This window comes from Variovorax sp. Soil_C_39 (assembly GCF_057656815.1).
Map to the genome: position 1 here is coordinate 605,540 of NZ_JBDGJQ010000001.1, position 16,999 is coordinate 622,538.

Genomic DNA, 16,999 nt, shown 5'->3' on the forward strand with positions numbered 1-16,999 from the left:
AAAGCGGACAAATCAAGGCGCACGACGCAGTGTGTGCGTCGGCATACACAAGGCGTGCAACGCGGAGTTGGCCGCTTTGGCATGCCTTCCCTCCGGGTTGGCCCGCATTGGGGCCGTCTGCGGCGTTGCCCGCGCTTGCAATGCTTCAGCATTGCTGCGCGCGGGCGCCTTGCAGCCAGCCCCAATGCGGGCCAACGCGATCCCCGTAAATAGGGTGAACAGGCCCTAAGCCGCAGCCGACTTGGCGATCTCCTGCGTGACGCGCAGGAATTTCTCCATGTCCGCGACCGAGTGGCAGTGCAGCGGCGAGACGCGCACCGTGCCCTCGAGGCCGAAGGCGTCGAGCATGCGCTTCGAGTAGATGCTGCTCGCCACGCGCTCATACACCGTGACGCCGCGCTGACCATACTCGACCACGGCCTGCGCGCAGTCGATGCGGTCAAAGCCGATGCCGATGATCAGGTCGCGCTTCGTGAGGTCCGGATGGTCGAGGAAGACCTTGACGCCGACCATGCGGCGCAGCCCCGGTGTGGCCTCTGTCCCGTCGAGCAGCGCAGCGAGCAGCGCCCGCTCGTGCAGCTCGATGTGCGCGATGCCGGCGGCAAACAACGCCCGCCGCTCATTGGCCTGCGAGAAATGGCCACCGAGCCAGCAGACGTAGTCGACGACCTCGGTGAGCACGGCGAACTGCCAGGGCGCGGAGCTGCCGAGGTCCCAGAAATCGGGCTTCTTGCCCGCGAGCTTGTGGTGCGGCAGCCGCGCCGCACGGTCCGACACCCACGACAGGCCCGAGCCACGGCAGCCGAAGAACTTGTAGGGCGCGATGTTGATGCCGTCCACCGGCGTCTTCTGCAGGTCGATGAGCCCGTGCGGCGCGTGCTGCACGGCGTCGACCAGGATGTAGAGGTCGGGCTTGATCTCGCGGGCGCACTGCACGATCCGTTCGAGATCGAGCTTGGCCCCCGAGATGTTCGATGCATGGATCACGTTGAGCAGGCTCGTGTCCTTGTCGATGTGCCGCACGATCTCGTCGACGTCGACGCCGCCGGTCTCGCGGTTGCTGCGGGCCACGCGCAGTTCGCGGCCGCACTTCTGCGCATAGAGGCTCATCGCATCGAAGGCCGACGGATGCTCGAGCACCGTGGTGACCATGTTCGTGCCCGGCACGTTCTCGGCCACGGCGCGCACCATGTCGAACATCGCGCCCGACGCGGTCAGCGACGCATAGACGCTGCCGCCCTCGGCATTGAGCACGGTGCGCAGGTCGTCCGCGCCGCGGGCCTGGACCTGCTGCAGCTCGATCGCCGTGGCGTGCATGCGCTCGGTGTTGTCGGGCACCGCATCGATGGCGGCGAAGCGTTCGGCCGCGGCCTTCAGGCGGAACGAGCCGCCCGCGTTGTCGAAGTACAGCCGCTCGCGGCCGTGGTGGTCGCGGTCGACGTGCAGGAAGCGCGCCTTCACCTCGCGCATCAGCGCATCCGAAAACGCGAACCCGTTCGGGCGGATGGCATCGGACGGCATCCTCACACGCCCTTGTTGTTCGGGTTGCGGTAGACCTCGCGCACGGCATCGGACATCGGGAAGTTCAGGTTCACGTTGCGCGGCGGAATCGGCGACATGAACCACTTGGCATAGAGCTTCTCGATCGCGCCCGACTTCATCATCGCGGTCACGGCCTCGTCGACGATGGCCTTGAACTCGGGGTCGCCCTTGCGCATCATGATGCCGTAGGGCTCCTGGCGCAGCACGTCCTTCAGCAGCTTGTAGTCGGCCGGATTGGGCTGGTTGGCGACCAGGCCCGCGAGCTGCACGTCGTCGAGCACGTAGGCCACCGCGCGGTCGCTCGAGAGCAGCAGGAAGCCGTCCGCCGTGTCCTTGCCCGCGATCTCCTGCACCTCGATGTTCTCGGTCTTGCGAAAGCCGCGCAGCAGCTGCATCGAGGTGCTGCCGGCCACGGTGGCCACGGTCTTGCCCTGCAGGTCGGCGATGGAGTCGATGCCCGAGCTCTTCTTGACCACGGCCGTGATGTTGGTCACGAAGTGGCTTGGCGCGAAGTCGACCTGCTGCTGGCGCTGCACCGTGTTGGTGGTGGTCGCGCAGTCGAGGTCGACCGTGCCGTTCTGCACCAGCGGGATGCGGTTGGTCGAAGTGAGCATCGTGTAGCGCACCTCGATCTTCGGCAGGCCGAGCTTCGCCTTGATCGCCTCGACCACCTGCAGGCAGATGTCGTTCGTGAAGCCCATCGGCGCGCTCTCGGATCCGGCCTTGTACGAGAACGGGAGCTGCGTGTCGCGGCTGCCGATCTGCACCACGCCGCTTTCCTTGATCTTGCGCAGCGTGGGGCTCTCCTGGGCCGCCGCGGCGCCGCAGAGCAATGCAGCGGAGGTCGCCAGCGCGAGGGACAGTTTGAGGTTCATTCGAAAGTCTCCTTGGAAGATGAGGCCAGCCCATCTTCGGCGCCGCTTCAAATTTCCAAAAGCGATTTTTTGTGATCGAATCACATGAATAAAGCGACTTAGTCGAGGACCCCGCAACGTGATGACATTCAAGCAGCTCGAAGCCCTCTACTGGATAGCCAAGCTCGGCGGCTTCGCGCAGGCGGCCAACCAGCTGAACACCACGCAATCGGCCGTTTCCAAGCGAGTGCACGAACTCGAGCAGCTGTTCGACACGGCACTGTTCGACCGCAGCCAGCGCAGCGCGCGGCTCACCGAGAAGGGCGAGGAGATGTTCGTGCTCGCGGGCCGCCTGCTCGAGCAGCGCGACGCCGCCGTCGAGCAGTTCGGCAAGCCCGGCGTGGTGCAGCGCCGGCTGCGCATCGGCGTCACCGAGCTCACCGCGATGACCTGGCTGCCGCGGCTCGTGGGGCTGATCCAGCGCCACTACCCCAAGGTGATCCTCGCACCCGACGTGGACGACAGCCTGCAGTTGCGCGACAAGCTGCTGGCCGACGAGCTCGACCTCGCGATCGTGCCCCACACCTTTGCCGATTCACGCATGCAGACCAAGGTCATCGGCCAGGTGCGGAGTGCCTGGATGTGCAAGCCCGGCGTGGTGCCGGCCACCGGCCCGGTCCGCCTGCACGAGCTCGCGCGCCATCGCATGCTGGTGCAGGGCAGCAACTCGGGCACCGGCCGCGCCTACGACGCCTGGATGAAGGAACAGGGCGTGCAGCCGGCCGAAAGCATCGTGGTGAGCAACCTCGTCGCGCTCACCGGCCTCACGGTGTCCGGGCTCGGCGTGAGCTACCTGCCGCGCCAGTGCCTCGAGCCGCTGGTGGCAGCCGGCATGCTCGCGGTGATCGACGTGGTGCCCGCCCTGCCCGTGGTGCGCTACGTCGCGATGCACAAGGGCGAGCATCGCAGCGCGCTGACCGCGTCGATCGTCATGCTGGCGCAGGAATGCTGCGACTTCACGCGCATGTTCCAGGCGCAGGCGGCCGAGGCGCCGGCACAATCGTCGGCATGAAATCGCGCAAGCAGACCTCTTCCACGCCCTATATCCGCGTCGGGCCCAGCGGCGTGCACGGGCTCGGTGCCTTCGCGGCCTGCGACCTGCCCGCCCAAGCGTTCCTCGGCCTCTACGAAGGCCGGCGCTACTCGCCGCAGGACATCGCCGCAAGAAAGTGGGACGACCAGCTCACCTACCTCTTCAAGCTCTCCAACGACGAAACCATCGACGGCGCCAAGGGCGGCAACGGCACGCGCCACCTGAACCATGCCTGCGATCCCAATTGCGAGGCCGTCGAGGAATACGACGAGGCCGGCGAACTGCTGCTGAAGTTCCAGACGCTGGTGCCGGTGGACGAAGGCGAAGAACTCTTCATCGACTACGCATTGAGCGCCGACGACGGCTCGACGCCCGACCAGTACCCCTGCCGCTGCGGCTCGCCCCTCTGCCGCGGGACCATGCTGTCGGAGCCAGCGGAGCCGGTGGAGCGCGAGGGATGAAAAAGGCCCATTGTTCGTCCCCAGGAAACTGACTACTGCCGGCAGGCCCCTTTGTGCAAGGCCCGCCGGCTCCGACACTGGGCGGCCCTTCACAACAACACGCCATCGGCGCCGGCACGCGCCCGGCCGATGCGATTCGAGGACCGCCCTTCATGATGAATCCGCCCAGCAGCAATCCCTGCATCGACGACCTCGCGCCCGAGCCCGCGACGACAGCGGTGGCGAGCCGCTCCGCGTGGCTCGCGGTCGGCTCCATTGCCGTCGGCACCTTCGCGATGGTATCGACCGAGTTCATGCCGATCGGCCTGCTGACGGACATCGGTCGCGGACTCGGCGTGTCCGACGGCACGGCGGGCCTGATGATCACCATGCCCGGCGTGCTTGCCGCGCTGGCCGGTCCGGCGCTGATCGTGGCCTCGGGCCGGCTCGACCGGCGCACCGTGCTGATCGCGCTCACGGTTCTGCTGATCGCGTCGAACCTGCTTGCCGCGTTCGCGCCCAACTTCGCGACCATGCTGGTCGCGCGGCTGATGCTCGGCCTGGCGGTGGGCGGCTTCTGGACCTTTGCGCCCGCGGCCGCCACGCAGCTGGTGCCCGCGGCCTCGAAGGCGCGCGCCATGTCGCTGGTGCTGGCCGGCGTGTCGGCGGCCACGGTGCTCGGCGTGCCCGCGGGCTCGTGGCTCGGCACGATGTTCGGCTGGCGCGCCTCGTTCGCCGTGACCGGCGCGCTGGCCGCCGCCGTGCTGCTGGTGCAGCTGTGGCTGCTGCCGGCCATTCCGCCGCAGCGTGCCATCGGCGCGCGCGACCTGCTCACGCCGCTCACGCGCCGCATGGCGCAGGTCGGGCTGCTCACGGTGCTGTTCTTCATCGCCGGCCACTTCGCGGCCTACACCTACCTGAAGCCGCTGCTGCAGCAGGTGTTCGGCCTGCCCGCGCATGCCGTCTCGACGCTGCTGCTGGTCTACGGCGCGGTCGGCTTCGTCGGCACCTTCCTCGGCGGCAGCCTGGTGGCGCGCAGCGTGCGCGGCACCACCCTGCTGGCGGCACTGATGCTCGCCACGGCGCTGCTGTTGTCGACCCAGATCGGCACCGGCATGGTGGCCGGCGCGGTCGTGGTGGTGATCTGGGGCGTGGCCTTCGGCCTGATCCCGGTGGCGCTCACCGGCTGGATGATGGAAGCGGTGCCCGACGCGCAGGAAGCCGGCCAGGCCCTGCTGGTGACGGGCTTCCAGGTGGCGATCGCCGCGGGCGCGCTGATGGGCGGCGTGATGGTCGACGGCTACGGCATCGCGAGCGCGATGGTGCTCAGCGGGGTGCTGGTGCTGGTGGCGGCGCTGGTCGTGGCCACCCTGGGGCGTGCGCGCGGCGGCGTGCCGATGGGCGTGATGCCGGAATGAGGTCCTAGTCGCCGAGCAGCTCCCCGATCGGCTGCAGGTCCTCGACCCGGTCGCAGATCGACTTGATCACCATCGTGATCGGAATCCCCAGCAGCAGGCCCCAGATGCCCCAGAGCCAGCCCCAGAAGATCACGCCGACGAACACGGCCACCGGGTTCATGCGGCTGGTGCGGCTCGTGAGCCAGGGCACCAGCAGGTTGCCGACGACGGTGTGGATCAACAGCGAGGTGCCGGCCACCGCGAGCGCCATCTCGATGGTGTTGAACTGCAGAAACGCGACCAGGCCGGCCGCGCCCATGACGATCACCGAGCCGATGTAGGGGATGAGGTTCGTCACCGCGGCCACGATGCCCCAGACGGCCGCGTTCTCGAGCCCCAGCGCCCAGAAAGAGAGCCCGGTTGCCACGCCCACGAGCGCGCTCGTGGCAATCTGAACCAGCAGGTAGCGCTCGATGTTGCGCGTGATGTCGTCCAGCACGTGCACCGTGATCTTCTTCTTCTGCAGGCTCGGTCCGGTGATCTTGATCAGCTTGCGCCGGAAGGTGTTGCCCGAGCACAGCGCGAAGAAGGTCAGGAAGGCCACGAGCGTGAACTGCCCCGCGGCCGAGAGCAGCCCCACGGTGCCGCTCCAGAGGTAGTCGCGCACGTTGAAGGGCGGCCGCTCGACCACCACGCGCGCCACGCCGCGCCGGGCCAGCGCGCGCGAGTTCTCCTCGGCGGCGCGCTCGAGCTGCGACGCCGCCTGCTGCACGTTGTCGAGCGGGTTGGTGTTGGCGCTCCTGTTGGAGGTGCGTGCGACCTGGCGCAGCTTCTGCGCCGCGACCGGCAGCGAATCGACCAGCTGCGAGGCGCTGCCCGAAAGCGAATAGCCGGTCCAGCCCAGCCCCCCGAAGAGCCCCAGCAGGATCACGGTGGCGCCGATCCAGCGCGGCAGCTTCCAGTGCTCGAGCCGGTCGACCAGCGGCGACAGCGCATAGCTCAGCAGCAGGCTCAGCATCAGCGGAATGAACACCGCCGCGGCCCAGCGCAGCGCGAACACGCTGGCAAGCACCGCGAGCACGACCAGCGAGGCACTGCGCACGTCGACCGGCATGTGCAGCATCAGCCGGTTGGGTTCCGGCTCGGGCAGCAGTTCGGGCGGCAGCGCGCCGGCCGGAGGCTTCGCCTCGGGGTCGGGCGGCAGCTCGGGCGGCTGTTCGGCGGGCTGCGGCCGAGACGGGGCTTTCGGCAACGCGTCGGCGGCCGGGTTGTGGTTGTCGGTCATCGTGTTTTTTCCTTCAGGACATCGCGCACGGCAGGCAGTTGCCGCCGCGACACGGCGACCGGCTCGGGAACGGCCTCGAGCCGCAGCGCCCAGCCTTCGGCGTCTTCGCCGTCGTCGTATTTCTCGAGCGCGCGGATGGCCGCGCGGGCCACCAGCGCATTGCGGTGCACGCGCAGGAAGCGCTCGGGGTAGCGCTCCTCGAACTCGTTGAGCGAGCCGTCGAGGATGTGGCTGCGCGTGGCGGTGCGCACCGTGAGGTACTTGTGTTCCGACTTCAAATAGAGCACCTCGGCGAGCGGCACCCGCTCGGTGCGGCCGCGGTCCTGGATCAGCAGGCTCTCCTGCAACGCGCTGGCCCGCAACGCACCCCGCTCCTTCAGAAAGCGCTCGGCCTTCTGCAGCGCCTGCTGCAGGCGCTCGGCGCGCACCGGCTTGGTCAGGTAGTCGACCGCATCGAGATCGAAGGCCGTGACCGCATGCGCCGCATGCGCTGTGACGAACACCACGGCCGGCGCGTCGTCACGCTGGCGCAACGCGCGCGCCACCTCGATGCCGTCGATACCGGGCATGTGCACGTCGAGCAGCACCAGGTCGAGCGGCAGTTGCGCCAGGTGCTGCTGCGCCTCGGCGCCCTGCGCCGCCTCGGCCACCACCTCGGCCGCGGGCGAGCGGCAGTCGCGCAACAGGGTGCGAAGGCGCGATCGCGCCAGGGCTTCGTCGTCGACGATCAGGGTCTTGAGGGTCATGGTTCGGCAGGAATGGCAATGCGCACGCGGTAGTTCTTCTGGTCCATGCCGGCGCTGAACTGCATCTGCATGTCGTGCAGCAGGCGCAGCCGGTCGCGCACGTTGGCCAGCGCAATGCCATGCCCGCGCGGCAGCGGCTCGTCGGCCCAGCGCAGCGGCGGCAGGCTGTTGACCACCTCGATCACCACCACGTCGCCGCGGCGCTCGGTGCGGATGCGCAGCCTGGCGCCATCGGGGCTGGGCTCCACGCCGTGCTTGATGGCGTTTTCGACCAGTGGCTGCAGCAGCAGGGGCGGCAGGCGCGCGCTGCTGGCGGCGGCATCGAGGTCCCAGCGGATGCGCAGCCGGTCGCCGAAACGCACCTGCTCGATCGCCAGGTAGCGCTCGGCCAGCGCGATCTCGTCGGCCAGCGTGCCCGATTCGCCCGGATCGGCCAGCGCCTGGCGAAACAGCTCGGCCAGGTCCTCGAGCATGGCCTCGGCCTTGGCAGGTTCCTCGCGCACCAGCGCGATGGCGCTGTTGAGCGTGTTGAACAGGAAGTGCGGCCGGATGCGCGACTGCAGCTCCTCGAGCCGTGCGGTGGTGGCGGCCGGCGTCTGGCCGCGCGCACGCAGCACCATCGCCGCCATGACGAGCACGGCGATGAAGGCACCCGCCACCGCGCTCGCGAGCCATGGCGCGGCGCCGAGCACGCCGGTGAGCCGCAGCAGGCCGCACCCGTAAAGCGCGGAGACGGCGCCGAGCGCGGCGCCCGCCACATATTGGGCCTGTTCCGGCAACCGCCCGAGCGGCGACTTGAGCCCGCAGGCCGCCACCAGCCAGAGCAGCGTGGCCGGCAGCGCGCCACCCGTGCTGGTGGCGGTCTGCACCAGCCATTCGGACGGCGACGACGACACGAAAAGCGCGGCCGTCGCCACCAGCGCCTCGACGAAAAGCACCGTGCGCAGCACCACGCCGATCTGGCAGGCGTCGAAGAGCCCGCGGCCGCTGCGCGAGGTCGAACGCCCTCTTTCCGGCGAAGCCGGCGGCTTGGACGCGGAGGTGGCCGATAAAATCGCCGGGTTGCGCATCACTGATACGTTGGGTAACCAACCATTATTGCCTCTGGCAGGCCTCCCATGACTCAAAACCAACTCGACAAGAAATCCGAAGCCTGGTCGGCCCTGTTCTCCGAACCCATGAGCGACCTCGTGAAGCGCTATACCGCCAGCGTGTTCTTCGACAAGCGGCTGTGGCAGGCCGACATCGAAGGTTCGCTGGCGCACGCCGGCATGCTCGCTGCCCAGGACATCATCAGCAAGCAGGACCACGCCGAGATCGCGCGTGGGATGGCGCAGATCCGCGATGAAATCGAATCGGGCGCCTTCGAGTGGAAACTCGACCTCGAGGACGTGCACCTCAACATCGAGGCCCGCCTGACCCAGCTGGTGGGCGACGCCGGCAAGCGCCTGCACACCGGCCGCAGCCGCAACGACCAGGTCGCGACCGACGTGCGCCTGTGGCTGCGCGGCGAGATCGACCTGATCGCCGAACTGCTGGTGGCGCTGCAGCTGGCGCTGGTCGACATCGCCGAGAAGAACGTCGAGGTGATCCTGCCGGGCTTCACCCACCTGCAGGTGGCCCAGCCCGTGAGCTTCGGCCACCACATGCTGGCCTACGTGGAAATGTTCAGCCGCGACGCCGAGCGGCTGCAGGACGTGCGCAAGCGCGTGAACCGCCTGCCGCTGGGCGCCGCCGCCCTGGCCGGCACCAGCTACCCGCTCGACCGCGAGCTGGTCGCCCGCACGCTCCAGATGGACGGCGTGTGCCAGAACAGCCTGGACGCCGTGAGCGACCGCGACTTCGCGATCGAGTTCACCGCCGCGGCCAGCCTGTGCATGGTGCACATCAGCCGCATGAGCGAGGAACTCATCCTCTGGATGAGCCAGAACTTCGGCTTCATCCAGATCGCCGACCGCTTCACGACCGGCAGTTCGATCATGCCGCAGAAGAAGAACCCCGACGTGCCCGAGCTCGCGCGCGGCAAGACCGGCCGCGTGGTCGGCCACCTGATGGCGCTGATCACGCTCATGAAGGGCCAGCCGCTCGCCTACAACAAGGACAACCAGGAAGACAAGGAGCCGCTGTTCGACACCGTCGACACGCTCAAGGACACGCTGCGCATCTTTGCCGAGATGATCGGCGGCATCACCGTGAAGCCCGAGGCCATGGAGGCCGCCGCGCTGCGCGGCTACGCCACCGCCACCGACCTGGCCGACTACCTCGTGAAGAAGGGCCTGCCCTTCCGCGACGCGCACGAGATCGTGGCCCATGCGGTCAAGGCCGCCACCTCGCACAAGGTCGATCTGGCGGAACTGCCGCTGGCCGTGCTGCAGCAGTTCAACCCGGCAATCGAGAAGGACGTGTACGACGTGCTGAGCCTGCGCGGCTCGCTCAATGCGCGCAACATCCTCGGCGGCACCGCGCCGGCGCAGGTCAAGGCGCAGATCGCGCGCCACAGAAAACGACTGGCCTGAGCGTCAGGGGCGGCGCTTGTTCTACGCCATCCCGCTCGAGAACCGGCCGAGCTGGCGCCATCCGCCGTGGATGACGGTGCTGCTGATCCTCGTGAACATGGCCGTGTTCTGGGGGCCGCAGCGCAGCGAGGAAAAAGCCGAGCAGCGTGCGGCCCACTACTACGTGAACAGCGTGCTGCCCGCGCTGGAGCTGCCGCCCTTCGTGGCATGGCTCGAAAACACCGAGCCTGAGCGCGGCAAGCTCGCCCGGCGCATGCTGCCGCACGACGAAGCCCACGCGCAATTGCTCGCGGCCCTGCAAAACGACCGCGAGTTCCTGCGCAAGCTGCGGGCCGACGAGGTCATCACGCCCGCGAACCCGCGCTTCGATGAATGGAAGCACGAGCGCGCGCAGTACCAGGCGATGCGGCCCGCGCCGTTCACCACGCGCTGGGCCCAGGACTATGCCGAAGGCGCCGCCGCCAAGCCCTGGACCTGGCTCACGGCCGCGTTCCTGCACGGCAGCACCGGGCACCTGCTGGGCAACATGCTGTTCCTCTTCCTGTTCGGCTTCTCGGTCGAGCTGGCGCTGGGGCGCGGCACCTACCTGGCCTTCTACCTGCTCGGCGCGGTCGGCGCCTCCGCGCTGGCCGGCTGGGCCTATGCGGGGCAGCTCAACCACGGCGTGGGCGCCTCGGGCGCGATCTCGGCGCTCATGGGCATGTACGCGGTGATGTACCGGCTGCGGCGCATCCGCTTCTTCTACCAGCTGTTCTTCTATTTCAACTACGTCACCGCGCCGGCCCTGCTGCTGCTGCCGGCCTGGGTCGCGAACGAGCTGCTGCAGCATTGGGTTGGCGGCCAGGGCATTGCCTACATGGCGCACCTCGGCGGCCTTCTGACCGGGGCGGCGCTGATGGCCGGGGCCATGGCGCTCGGCCGCGTCAAGTCGCCCGACGCGGTGGCCGCCGAAACGGCGCGGAATGGCGACGACGACGGCAAGGACTTCGCGCGCCACGTGGCCGCGGCGCGGCGGCTGGGCGCCGAGATGAAGTTCGATGCCGCCACCGCGGCATGGCGCGCCGCCGCACAATTGCGCCCGCGCGACGCCGACACGCTGCGCGCCTGGTTCAACACGGCGCGGCTGCAGCCCGCGAGCGACGACTTCCACCAGGCCGCGCGCCGCATCTTCCGCCTGCCCGCCACCGACCCCGACACGCTGGCGCTGCAGCACGCCAGCTACCGCAGCTACCTCGACCAGGCCAAGCCGGGGATGCGCCTGCGGCCCGACGACATGGCCCGGCTCGCGCGCCGCTTCACGCGTGCGGGGCAGTTCGAGGATGCCGACACGCTGTGCCGCGTGCTGCTGAAGACCGCGCCCGCACACCCCGAACTGGCCGACACGCTTTCGGTCTGCGCCAACGGGCTGCTGCATGCGGGCGAGCGCGAGATGGCGCGTGACTGGCTGCCGCACCTGCTGCGGCTGGCACCCAACGACATGGTGACGCGCGCGCTCGAGCGCGCGTAGACCCCGGCCGCCGAACCCTCAGGCGACAGGCCGCAGCAGCCAGCGCACTTCCTGCGTCTCGGCACTCTCCGGATAGCGCGATTCGAGCGTCGCGAGGATCGGCTGCGCCATGTCGGTGCGGCCGAGCCCCTGCACCAGCACCCGCGCCGCGAGTTCGTAGGCCTGCGGGATCGCCGCGTCGCCGCGGAAGCGCCGGTCGAAACCCGACAGCAGCGCGAGCGCGCCGTGTGCATCGCCGTTGCGCCATTCGGCGCGGGCCAGCGTCATCACCGTGACGGAGTCGTCGAGCGCAAAACCCTTGTCCTTCTCGCGGCAAGCCTTGAAGACCTTCAGCGCCTCGGAGGCCAGGTCGCGCCGCATCAGCAGCGCGATGAAGCGCCGCGCATGGTCGAGCAGCGTGGCCGCCTTGTCGGGCACGAGCAGCAGCACGCGGTGGTAGCGCCGGTGCGCCGCCAGGTCGTCGGCCGCTGCCGTGCGCTGCGCTTCGTAGGCCACGCCGAGCGCGCCGGGCAGGTCGCCATCGGTCACCAATTGCGCCACCTCGGCGTCGGTGCGCTGCGCGGCGATCTGCTCGGGCGTGCGGCGGTCTGCCGGCGCGCCGTCGTCGCGTCCACCGCCGGGCAGCAGGTCAATGCCGAAGGCATCGTGGTGCTGGTACATCACGTAGCCGAGCAGGCTCGCCATCACCCAGCCGAAATAGATGAACGCGAAATTGGCGATCGGCAGCACGATCAAGCCATCGATCACCGGCAGCAGCAAACCGATCGCGATCTGCGCACCCGAGCTCAGCAAGAACAGGAAGAAGCACAGCAGCGCGTACGGCCAGCCGATGATGCGCATCGCATCCATGATGTGGCCGGGATTCATGGCCTGGAAGAAGCTGGCCGACTGCACCAGCACGATCACCGCGGCCGGAAAGGTGAACGACACGACGAACAGCGCCACGGTGCCGAGCACCGGCTCGAACCAGGCGAGCCAGCCGATCACCGCGCCCTGCACCAGCGAGATGGCGAACAGCTTCCATGGCAGATGGGTCCAGTCGGGGTCGAGTGCGCGCGGAAAGTCGGCCGAGCGCCAGATGCCCTGCGCGCCGAGCGCCGTGACCTTGAAGCCGTAGCGGCTGGCCGCCAGCACGATGCCAAGCTCGATGACGAGCAGCGACAGCGCGGAGGGCAGGATCGGAACCAGCTGAAAAAGCATGCTGCTGAACGCGAGGAGCAGCCCGTAGCCCAGCGGCCGCAGCTGGAACGGAAACGCGAAGAAGCTGTTGAGCCGATGCCAGAAAGGCGGCGGCAGCGCCGGCGATTCGCCGGCGGCAGTGGTGGTGTGGGTGGCGGTCGCGCGCACGATGCCCGCCCGCTACGGCGCGCCCACGCAGGGCGTGCGCACGATCGCAATTTTCTTCATTCCTCGTTCGCACGCGCTGGTGCGCCCCGCTCCTCGTTTGGGGGCGGAGTATACGTGTCCGAAATGTTTCCTAGCGCGGCAAGCGAGGCCCGGCGGGGGCTTCAGCCCGCGCGGTAGAAGATGTAGTCCGCCTGGTACTTGACGATCTGCTTCTGACCCATGTTCGACGCGCCGCAGGCCATGGCCGGCGCCACGCCGCCCCGGGTTGCCACGCGCTGGATGTAGCTCACGCCCTGCATCGCGCCCGCGCCCATGGCGGGGTTCGCCTTCACGAGCTGGTGCGGGATGTTGCCAGTGCCGTTGGGCGCCACCGCCACCTGGGTGGCCGTGAGCTTGGAGCCGTCCATGCTTTCCCAGGTGGCCGGTGGGCCGTAGTACTTGCCGACCTGCTTGCCGGCACGGTCCATCAGGCGGGCGTCGGGGCCGACGAACACCCATTCGTGCTGGCCGGGCATGTTGGCCTTGGCGCGGCATTCGTAGGTAATGTCGCCGGCGCCCACGGTCTCCATGAACACGGCGTGACCGGCCGGCACCTTCACCGCGTCGGGCAGGCTGGCTTGCGAATACATCATCGTGGGCTGGCTGGGGCCCATGCCGGAACAGGCGGCAAGGCCGGCGGCGGCAGCGAGGGCCGTCAGGGTGCGGAAGGTCATGGTCGGTTCCTTGTGTGGAGGTTTGGACAGGGTGATGAACGCCCGGAAGACCGAGCACGGGCGCGGCGCGCCGCGTGCGGTCTCGCTGCCTCTACGCAGGCCGCGGCCAACTGGATTCACATGGACAAGCTGAATCCGCGCGCGCCCCGCCGCCGTACCTGGGTGATGCACGCCCATGCCCCACAATCCGCGCATGACAGTACCCAGCCCAGACGCCGAGCTGATCGCATTGATCGACCGCATCGGCCGCCGCGACGAGGCCGCCCTGCGCGAGCTCTACGACCGTACCTCGCCGCGCCTCATGGGTCTGGCAATGCGCGTGGTGCGGCAGCGCGAATGGGCCGAGGACGTGCTGCAGGAATCGTTCATGACGGTCTGGCGCGCCGCTGCCGACTACCGCGGCACGCTGAGCCCGCCGCTCGCCTGGCTGGGCCTGATCGTGCGCAGCCGCTCGCTCGACCTGCTGCGCCGCCGCACTGCCGACCGCGCCCAGCTGACGCAGGAGTTCGACGAGCTGATGGCCGAGACGCTCGAATCCGATGCGCCGAACCCCGCCGACACCGCCGATGCGAGCGAACAGGCCTGGGCGCTGCACCAGTGCCTGAGCCAGCTCGAGGCCCGCCAGCGCGAGGTCGTGAGCCTGGCCTACCTGCGCGAGCTGAGCCATGGCGAGCTGGCCGAGCAGCTCAAGCTGCCGCTCGGCACGGTCAAGACCTGGATCCGCCGCGGGCTGGAAAAGCTGCGCATCTGCATGGCGCGCTTCGCGTAGCCGCCACGAAAGCAGCCCCGCCATGAAACTACCCCCACGCTCCCCCGCTTCTCGCGGTCCGCTGCCCCCCGAGGGGGCGCGTCAGTGCCTTCGGGCGGCCGGGCGCCACTGACATGAACCTCATCGCCCACCCCGAACTGCTCGACCTGCTGGCCGCGAGCCATGCGCTCGGCACCCTGCGCGGCGGCGCCCGCCGGCGCTTCGAGACCCTGGCGCGCGAACAGGCGCCAGTGCGCGCCGCGGCGCTCGTATGGCAAAGCCGGCTCGCGAGCATGACCGAGCTGCAGCGCCCGGTCGTGCCCGACGCCGCAGTCTGGACCCGCATCCGCAACATGATCGAGGCCGAGCAGGCGCAGCAGGCCCTTGCGCGGCAGCGCCAGGCGCCGCCGCCCGCACAGGGCGGATGGCTGCGCAGCCTTGCGCTCTGGCGTGGCGCTGCTGCGGCCGGCGCGCTCGCCACGGTGATGGCGGTGGTGGTCGGCGTGAACCTGCGCGAGCAGCTGCAGAATGCGCCGGCCATCCAGTACGTCGCCGTGCTGTCCGACGACAACGCCGCCGCTTCGATGCTCGTCACCTTCGACCCGAAGAAGCGGCAGCTCGTGCTGCAGCGCGTGGGCAGCTACGACGAGGGCGCCGACAAGTCGCTGCAGCTCTGGGCGCTGCCGCCCGGTGGCGCGCCGCGCTCGCTCGGCGTGCTCGACCATGCGCCGGCGCTGCGGCTGCCTGCGTCAGAATCCGATGTTCGCGTGCCCGCGCTCGCGATCAGCCTCGAGCCCAAAGGCGGCGTGCCGAGCGAGCGCGGCCCCACCGGCCCCGTGCTGTTCAAGGGCGCGCTGATCGAAAAGACGACCTGACCGACTCCCCTGCCCCCGTGTTTGCCATGCCCTCGATGATGAAATCCGCGCTGGCGGCCCTGGCGCTCGCCGCCGCCACCGTGTTCGCCGCCCAGGCCCAGACCGCGTCGGCCGCCTTCCCCTACGAAGCCGACGGTTCCACCACGGTTGAGAACGCCTCCGACTACCTGGCCGCCAAGGCCCGCTGGCACAACGAGCTCGCGGCCTTCGCGCGGGCCGACCAGCAGCGCTTTCCCACGCCCGGCGGCGTGGTGTTCGTGGGCAGCTCGACCGTGCGCATGTGGAAGAACCTGTCGCAGGACTTCAGCCAGCTGCCGCAGATCGTCAACCGCGGCTTCGGCGGTTCGACCCTGGCCGACTGCAGCCTGTTTGCGCGCGACCTGGTGGTTCGCTACCGCCCGCGCCAGGTGCTGGTGTATGCCGGCGACAACGACCTGGCCGAAGGCCGCACGCCGCTGCAGGTGCTCGAGAGCTTTGCGCACTTTGCCAACACGGTGCGCGCCGAGCTGCCCGACACACGCATCAGCTTCATTTCGGTCAAGCCGAGCCCTTCGCGCGAGCACCTGCTGCCGCAGGTGCGCGAGACCAACAACGTGATCGCGGCCTACCTGAACCGGCTGCCCAACAGCGAATACATCGACATCTACACGCCGATGATCGGCACCGACGGCCGCCCGCGGCCCGAGCTGTTCCTCGGCGACCGGCTGCACCTGACGGACGAGGGCTACCGGCTCTGGCGTTCGATCATCGCTGCGCACCTTTGAGTCGCGCCGTAGCGCCGCGCAAGGGGGTCAGGCCCGAGCGGGCTCTGTAGCCACCTCGTCGGCCGGCGGCGGCACGTCGGCGCCGCGCGAGACCCGCGCCACCGCGTACATGCCCCCGAACACCGCCAGCAGCAGCAGCCCGTCGCCCCACCAGGGCCGCGCGGTCTGGCTGTCGCCATAGAAGGCCAGCACCAGCAGCACCGCCACCAGGTGCGCGCAGAACACCGGCAGCGAGGCCGAGCCCATGGCCTCGAGCCAATGCAGGCGCGGAATCCGGCGCATGAGCCAGGGCCCGAATCGCACCGCCAGGACGCCGAGCGCCAGCAGGTTGACGAGCCGCAGCGGCCCGAGCTGCCATTTGTCGAACAGCAGGTTCAATTCGACGTCGCCGCCGAACGGCGCCTGGCCGTTGATGCCGTGGTGGCGCCACCAGAAGCCGTAGAGCGCGATCGCGAGCGCCGGCGCCCAGATCCAGGCCGGAAAATGCAGCGGCCGGGCATCGGGCATGTTGCGGCTGGCGCCCATGCACAGCCCCGCGAACCACAGGAACTGCCAGGCATAGCTGTTGAAGGCGCCCATCTCGTGGAACGGCACCGGCAGCCCCAGCCAGCGCACCGCCAGTTCGTAGATGCGCTCGCTGAGGCCGAACTGCGCCAGCGACCAGATCACGACGCTCACCACCATCACCGCGGTCCAGCCGTGGCGCATCGCGAACGCCAGCACCCAGGGGCTCAGCAGCATGAAGAAGATGTACATCGGCAGGATGTCGAGCAGCGCCGGCTCGTAGATCAGCAGCAGCCCGAAGACGAAGCCCTTGCCCGGCTCGGCGAGGTAGTACGACACCAGGTTCTTGACCGCGGGCTGGTCGATGTGCAGCCCCAGCGCGGTGATCACGGTGAACAGGAACAGCAGGATCGCCGCCTGGCACAGGTACACCTTGAGCACGCGGCGCCAGAAGGCCTGGCGCATCGGCTCGACGCCGCGCACGTGGCCGATCCGGCTGTAGACCAAGCCGGCGACGAAAGCCGACAGCAGCACGAAGCCCTCGGCCGCCGAGACGAAGCCGAAGGGCTGGCCCAGCGGATCGGTCACGCGCGTGGGCAGGTGCGTGACGGTCATCAGCACGAGCATCAGCCCGCGCAAGGCGTCTATTTCCCAGTAACGTTTCATCG

At 69.1% G+C, this 16,999-nt stretch carries 16 protein-coding genes; 8 read left to right on the plus strand and 8 right to left on the minus strand.

Going from position 1 to position 16,999, the window contains the following annotated elements:
- Positions 1–225 precede the first annotated feature (225 nt).
- On the minus strand, positions 226–1,521 hold the full coding sequence (locus tag AC3A6J_RS02860) for an aminotransferase class V-fold PLP-dependent enzyme (protein WP_487858382.1): 1,296 nt from the start codon (positions 1,519–1,521) through the stop codon (positions 226–228).
- A gap of 2 nt (positions 1,522–1,523) precedes the next feature.
- Positions 1,524–2,417 (minus strand): amino acid ABC transporter substrate-binding protein, encoded by an 894-nt coding sequence (locus tag AC3A6J_RS02865; RefSeq protein ID WP_487858383.1) that lies wholly within the window; start codon positions 2,415–2,417, stop codon positions 1,524–1,526.
- Between the two features lie 121 nt (positions 2,418–2,538).
- On the opposite strand from AC3A6J_RS02865, the gene AC3A6J_RS02870 reads away from it, so the two are divergent.
- From AC3A6J_RS02870 to AC3A6J_RS02880, 3 genes are all read left to right on the plus strand, one after another.
- On the plus strand, positions 2,539–3,468 hold the full coding sequence (locus AC3A6J_RS02870) for a LysR family transcriptional regulator (RefSeq protein ID WP_487858384.1): 930 nt from the start codon (positions 2,539–2,541) through the stop codon (positions 3,466–3,468).
- Complete coding sequence (locus AC3A6J_RS02875; RefSeq protein WP_487858385.1) at positions 3,465–3,950, plus strand: SET domain-containing protein; 486 nt, start codon at positions 3,465–3,467, stop codon at positions 3,948–3,950. Before AC3A6J_RS02870 ends, AC3A6J_RS02875 begins: the two co-directional genes overlap by 4 nt.
- Positions 3,951–4,102: 152 nt before the next feature.
- Positions 4,103–5,347, plus strand: coding sequence for an MFS transporter (locus AC3A6J_RS02880; protein ID WP_487858386.1), 1,245 nt, complete (start codon positions 4,103–4,105; stop codon positions 5,345–5,347).
- A gap of 4 nt (positions 5,348–5,351) precedes the next feature.
- Here AC3A6J_RS02880 and AC3A6J_RS02885 read toward each other — a convergent pair whose 3' ends face one another.
- From AC3A6J_RS02885 to AC3A6J_RS02895, 3 genes are read right to left on the minus strand one after another with little or no spacing between them, the layout of a single operon-like run.
- Positions 5,352–6,611, minus strand: coding sequence for an AI-2E family transporter (locus AC3A6J_RS02885; protein WP_487858387.1), 1,260 nt, complete (start codon positions 6,609–6,611; stop codon positions 5,352–5,354).
- Complete coding sequence (locus AC3A6J_RS02890; RefSeq protein WP_487858388.1) at positions 6,608–7,357, minus strand: LytR/AlgR family response regulator transcription factor; 750 nt, start codon at positions 7,355–7,357, stop codon at positions 6,608–6,610. The genes AC3A6J_RS02885 and AC3A6J_RS02890 overlap by 4 nt, the downstream gene beginning before the upstream one ends.
- A complete protein-coding gene (locus AC3A6J_RS02895; protein ID WP_487858389.1) occupies positions 7,354–8,427 on the minus strand; it encodes a sensor histidine kinase in 1,074 nt (357 codons plus the stop codon). The genes AC3A6J_RS02890 and AC3A6J_RS02895 overlap by 4 nt, the downstream gene beginning before the upstream one ends.
- 48 nt (positions 8,428–8,475) lie before the next feature.
- Here AC3A6J_RS02895 and argH point away from each other — a divergent pair, with 48 nt between their 5' ends.
- Both argH and AC3A6J_RS02905 read left to right on the plus strand, forming a co-directional pair.
- The gene (argH, locus tag AC3A6J_RS02900; RefSeq protein ID WP_487858390.1) at positions 8,476–9,873 is read left to right on the plus strand and encodes an argininosuccinate lyase; all 1,398 of its coding nucleotides are present in this window, start codon (positions 8,476–8,478) and stop codon (positions 9,871–9,873) included.
- Positions 9,874–9,889: 16 nt separating this feature from the next.
- Complete coding sequence (locus AC3A6J_RS02905) at positions 9,890–11,380, plus strand: rhomboid family intramembrane serine protease (protein WP_487858391.1); 1,491 nt, start codon at positions 9,890–9,892, stop codon at positions 11,378–11,380.
- Positions 11,381–11,398: 18 nt separating this feature from the next.
- On the opposite strand, the gene AC3A6J_RS02910 is transcribed toward AC3A6J_RS02905, so the two are convergent.
- Both AC3A6J_RS02910 and AC3A6J_RS02915 read right to left on the minus strand, forming a co-directional pair.
- Positions 11,399–12,727 carry a tetratricopeptide repeat protein gene (locus AC3A6J_RS02910; RefSeq protein ID WP_487858392.1) on the minus strand — a complete coding sequence of 443 codons (1,329 nt, stop codon included), beginning with the start codon at positions 12,725–12,727 and terminating at the stop codon, positions 11,399–11,401.
- A 161-nt stretch (positions 12,728–12,888) separates the two neighbouring features.
- On the minus strand, positions 12,889–13,440 hold the full coding sequence (locus tag AC3A6J_RS02915) for a DUF3455 domain-containing protein (RefSeq protein ID WP_487858393.1): 552 nt from the start codon (positions 13,438–13,440) through the stop codon (positions 12,889–12,891).
- Between the two features lie 193 nt (positions 13,441–13,633).
- Between AC3A6J_RS02915 and AC3A6J_RS02920 the strand changes: the two genes are divergently transcribed.
- The 3 genes from AC3A6J_RS02920 (at position 13,634) to AC3A6J_RS02930 (ending at position 15,827) form a co-directional block, all read left to right on the plus strand.
- Positions 13,634–14,209: an RNA polymerase sigma factor gene (locus AC3A6J_RS02920; RefSeq protein ID WP_487858394.1), complete on the plus strand. Its 576-nt coding sequence runs from the start codon at positions 13,634–13,636 to the stop codon at positions 14,207–14,209.
- A 113-nt stretch (positions 14,210–14,322) separates the two neighbouring features.
- On the plus strand, positions 14,323–15,063 hold the full coding sequence (locus AC3A6J_RS02925; RefSeq protein WP_487858395.1) for an anti-sigma factor: 741 nt from the start codon (positions 14,323–14,325) through the stop codon (positions 15,061–15,063).
- A gap of 38 nt (positions 15,064–15,101) precedes the next feature.
- Complete coding sequence (locus tag AC3A6J_RS02930; protein WP_487858630.1) at positions 15,102–15,827, plus strand: SGNH/GDSL hydrolase family protein; 726 nt, start codon at positions 15,102–15,104, stop codon at positions 15,825–15,827.
- Between the two features lie 27 nt (positions 15,828–15,854).
- Here the strand turns inward: AC3A6J_RS02930 and opgC are convergent, their stop codons facing one another.
- A complete protein-coding gene (opgC, locus tag AC3A6J_RS02935; RefSeq protein WP_487858396.1) occupies positions 15,855–16,997 on the minus strand; it encodes an OpgC domain-containing protein in 1,143 nt (380 codons plus the stop codon).
- Positions 16,998–16,999 lie beyond the last annotated feature (2 nt).

Excerpts from the sequence above, each read along its gene's own strand:
- AC3A6J_RS02925 (WP_487858395.1), top strand. The coding sequence starts at position 14,323 with ATGAACCTCATCGCCCACCCCGAACTGCTCGACCTGCTGGCCGCGAGC.
- argH (WP_487858390.1), top strand. The coding sequence starts at position 8,476 with ATGACTCAAAACCAACTCGACAAGAAATCCGAAGCCTGGTCGGCCCTG.
- AC3A6J_RS02915 (WP_487858393.1), bottom strand. The coding sequence starts at position 13,440 with ATGACCTTCCGCACCCTGACGGCCCTCGCTGCCGCCGCCGGCCTTGCC.
- AC3A6J_RS02890 (WP_487858388.1), bottom strand. The coding sequence starts at position 7,357 with ATGACCCTCAAGACCCTGATCGTCGACGACGAAGCCCTGGCGCGATCG.
- AC3A6J_RS02865 (WP_487858383.1), bottom strand. The coding sequence starts at position 2,417 with ATGAACCTCAAACTGTCCCTCGCGCTGGCGACCTCCGCTGCATTGCTC.
- opgC (WP_487858396.1), bottom strand. The coding sequence starts at position 16,997 with ATGAAACGTTACTGGGAAATAGACGCCTTGCGCGGGCTGATGCTCGTG.
- AC3A6J_RS02885 (WP_487858387.1), bottom strand. The coding sequence starts at position 6,611 with ATGACCGACAACCACAACCCGGCCGCCGACGCGTTGCCGAAAGCCCCG.
- AC3A6J_RS02860 (WP_487858382.1), bottom strand. The coding sequence starts at position 1,521 with ATGCCGTCCGATGCCATCCGCCCGAACGGGTTCGCGTTTTCGGATGCG.
- AC3A6J_RS02920 (WP_487858394.1), top strand. The coding sequence starts at position 13,634 with ATGACAGTACCCAGCCCAGACGCCGAGCTGATCGCATTGATCGACCGC.
- AC3A6J_RS02930 (WP_487858630.1), top strand. The coding sequence starts at position 15,102 with ATGAAATCCGCGCTGGCGGCCCTGGCGCTCGCCGCCGCCACCGTGTTC.
- AC3A6J_RS02895 (WP_487858389.1), bottom strand. The coding sequence starts at position 8,427 with ATGCGCAACCCGGCGATTTTATCGGCCACCTCCGCGTCCAAGCCGCCG.
- AC3A6J_RS02880 (WP_487858386.1), top strand. The coding sequence starts at position 4,103 with ATGATGAATCCGCCCAGCAGCAATCCCTGCATCGACGACCTCGCGCCC.
- AC3A6J_RS02875 (WP_487858385.1), top strand. The coding sequence starts at position 3,465 with ATGAAATCGCGCAAGCAGACCTCTTCCACGCCCTATATCCGCGTCGGG.
- AC3A6J_RS02870 (WP_487858384.1), top strand. The coding sequence starts at position 2,539 with ATGACATTCAAGCAGCTCGAAGCCCTCTACTGGATAGCCAAGCTCGGC.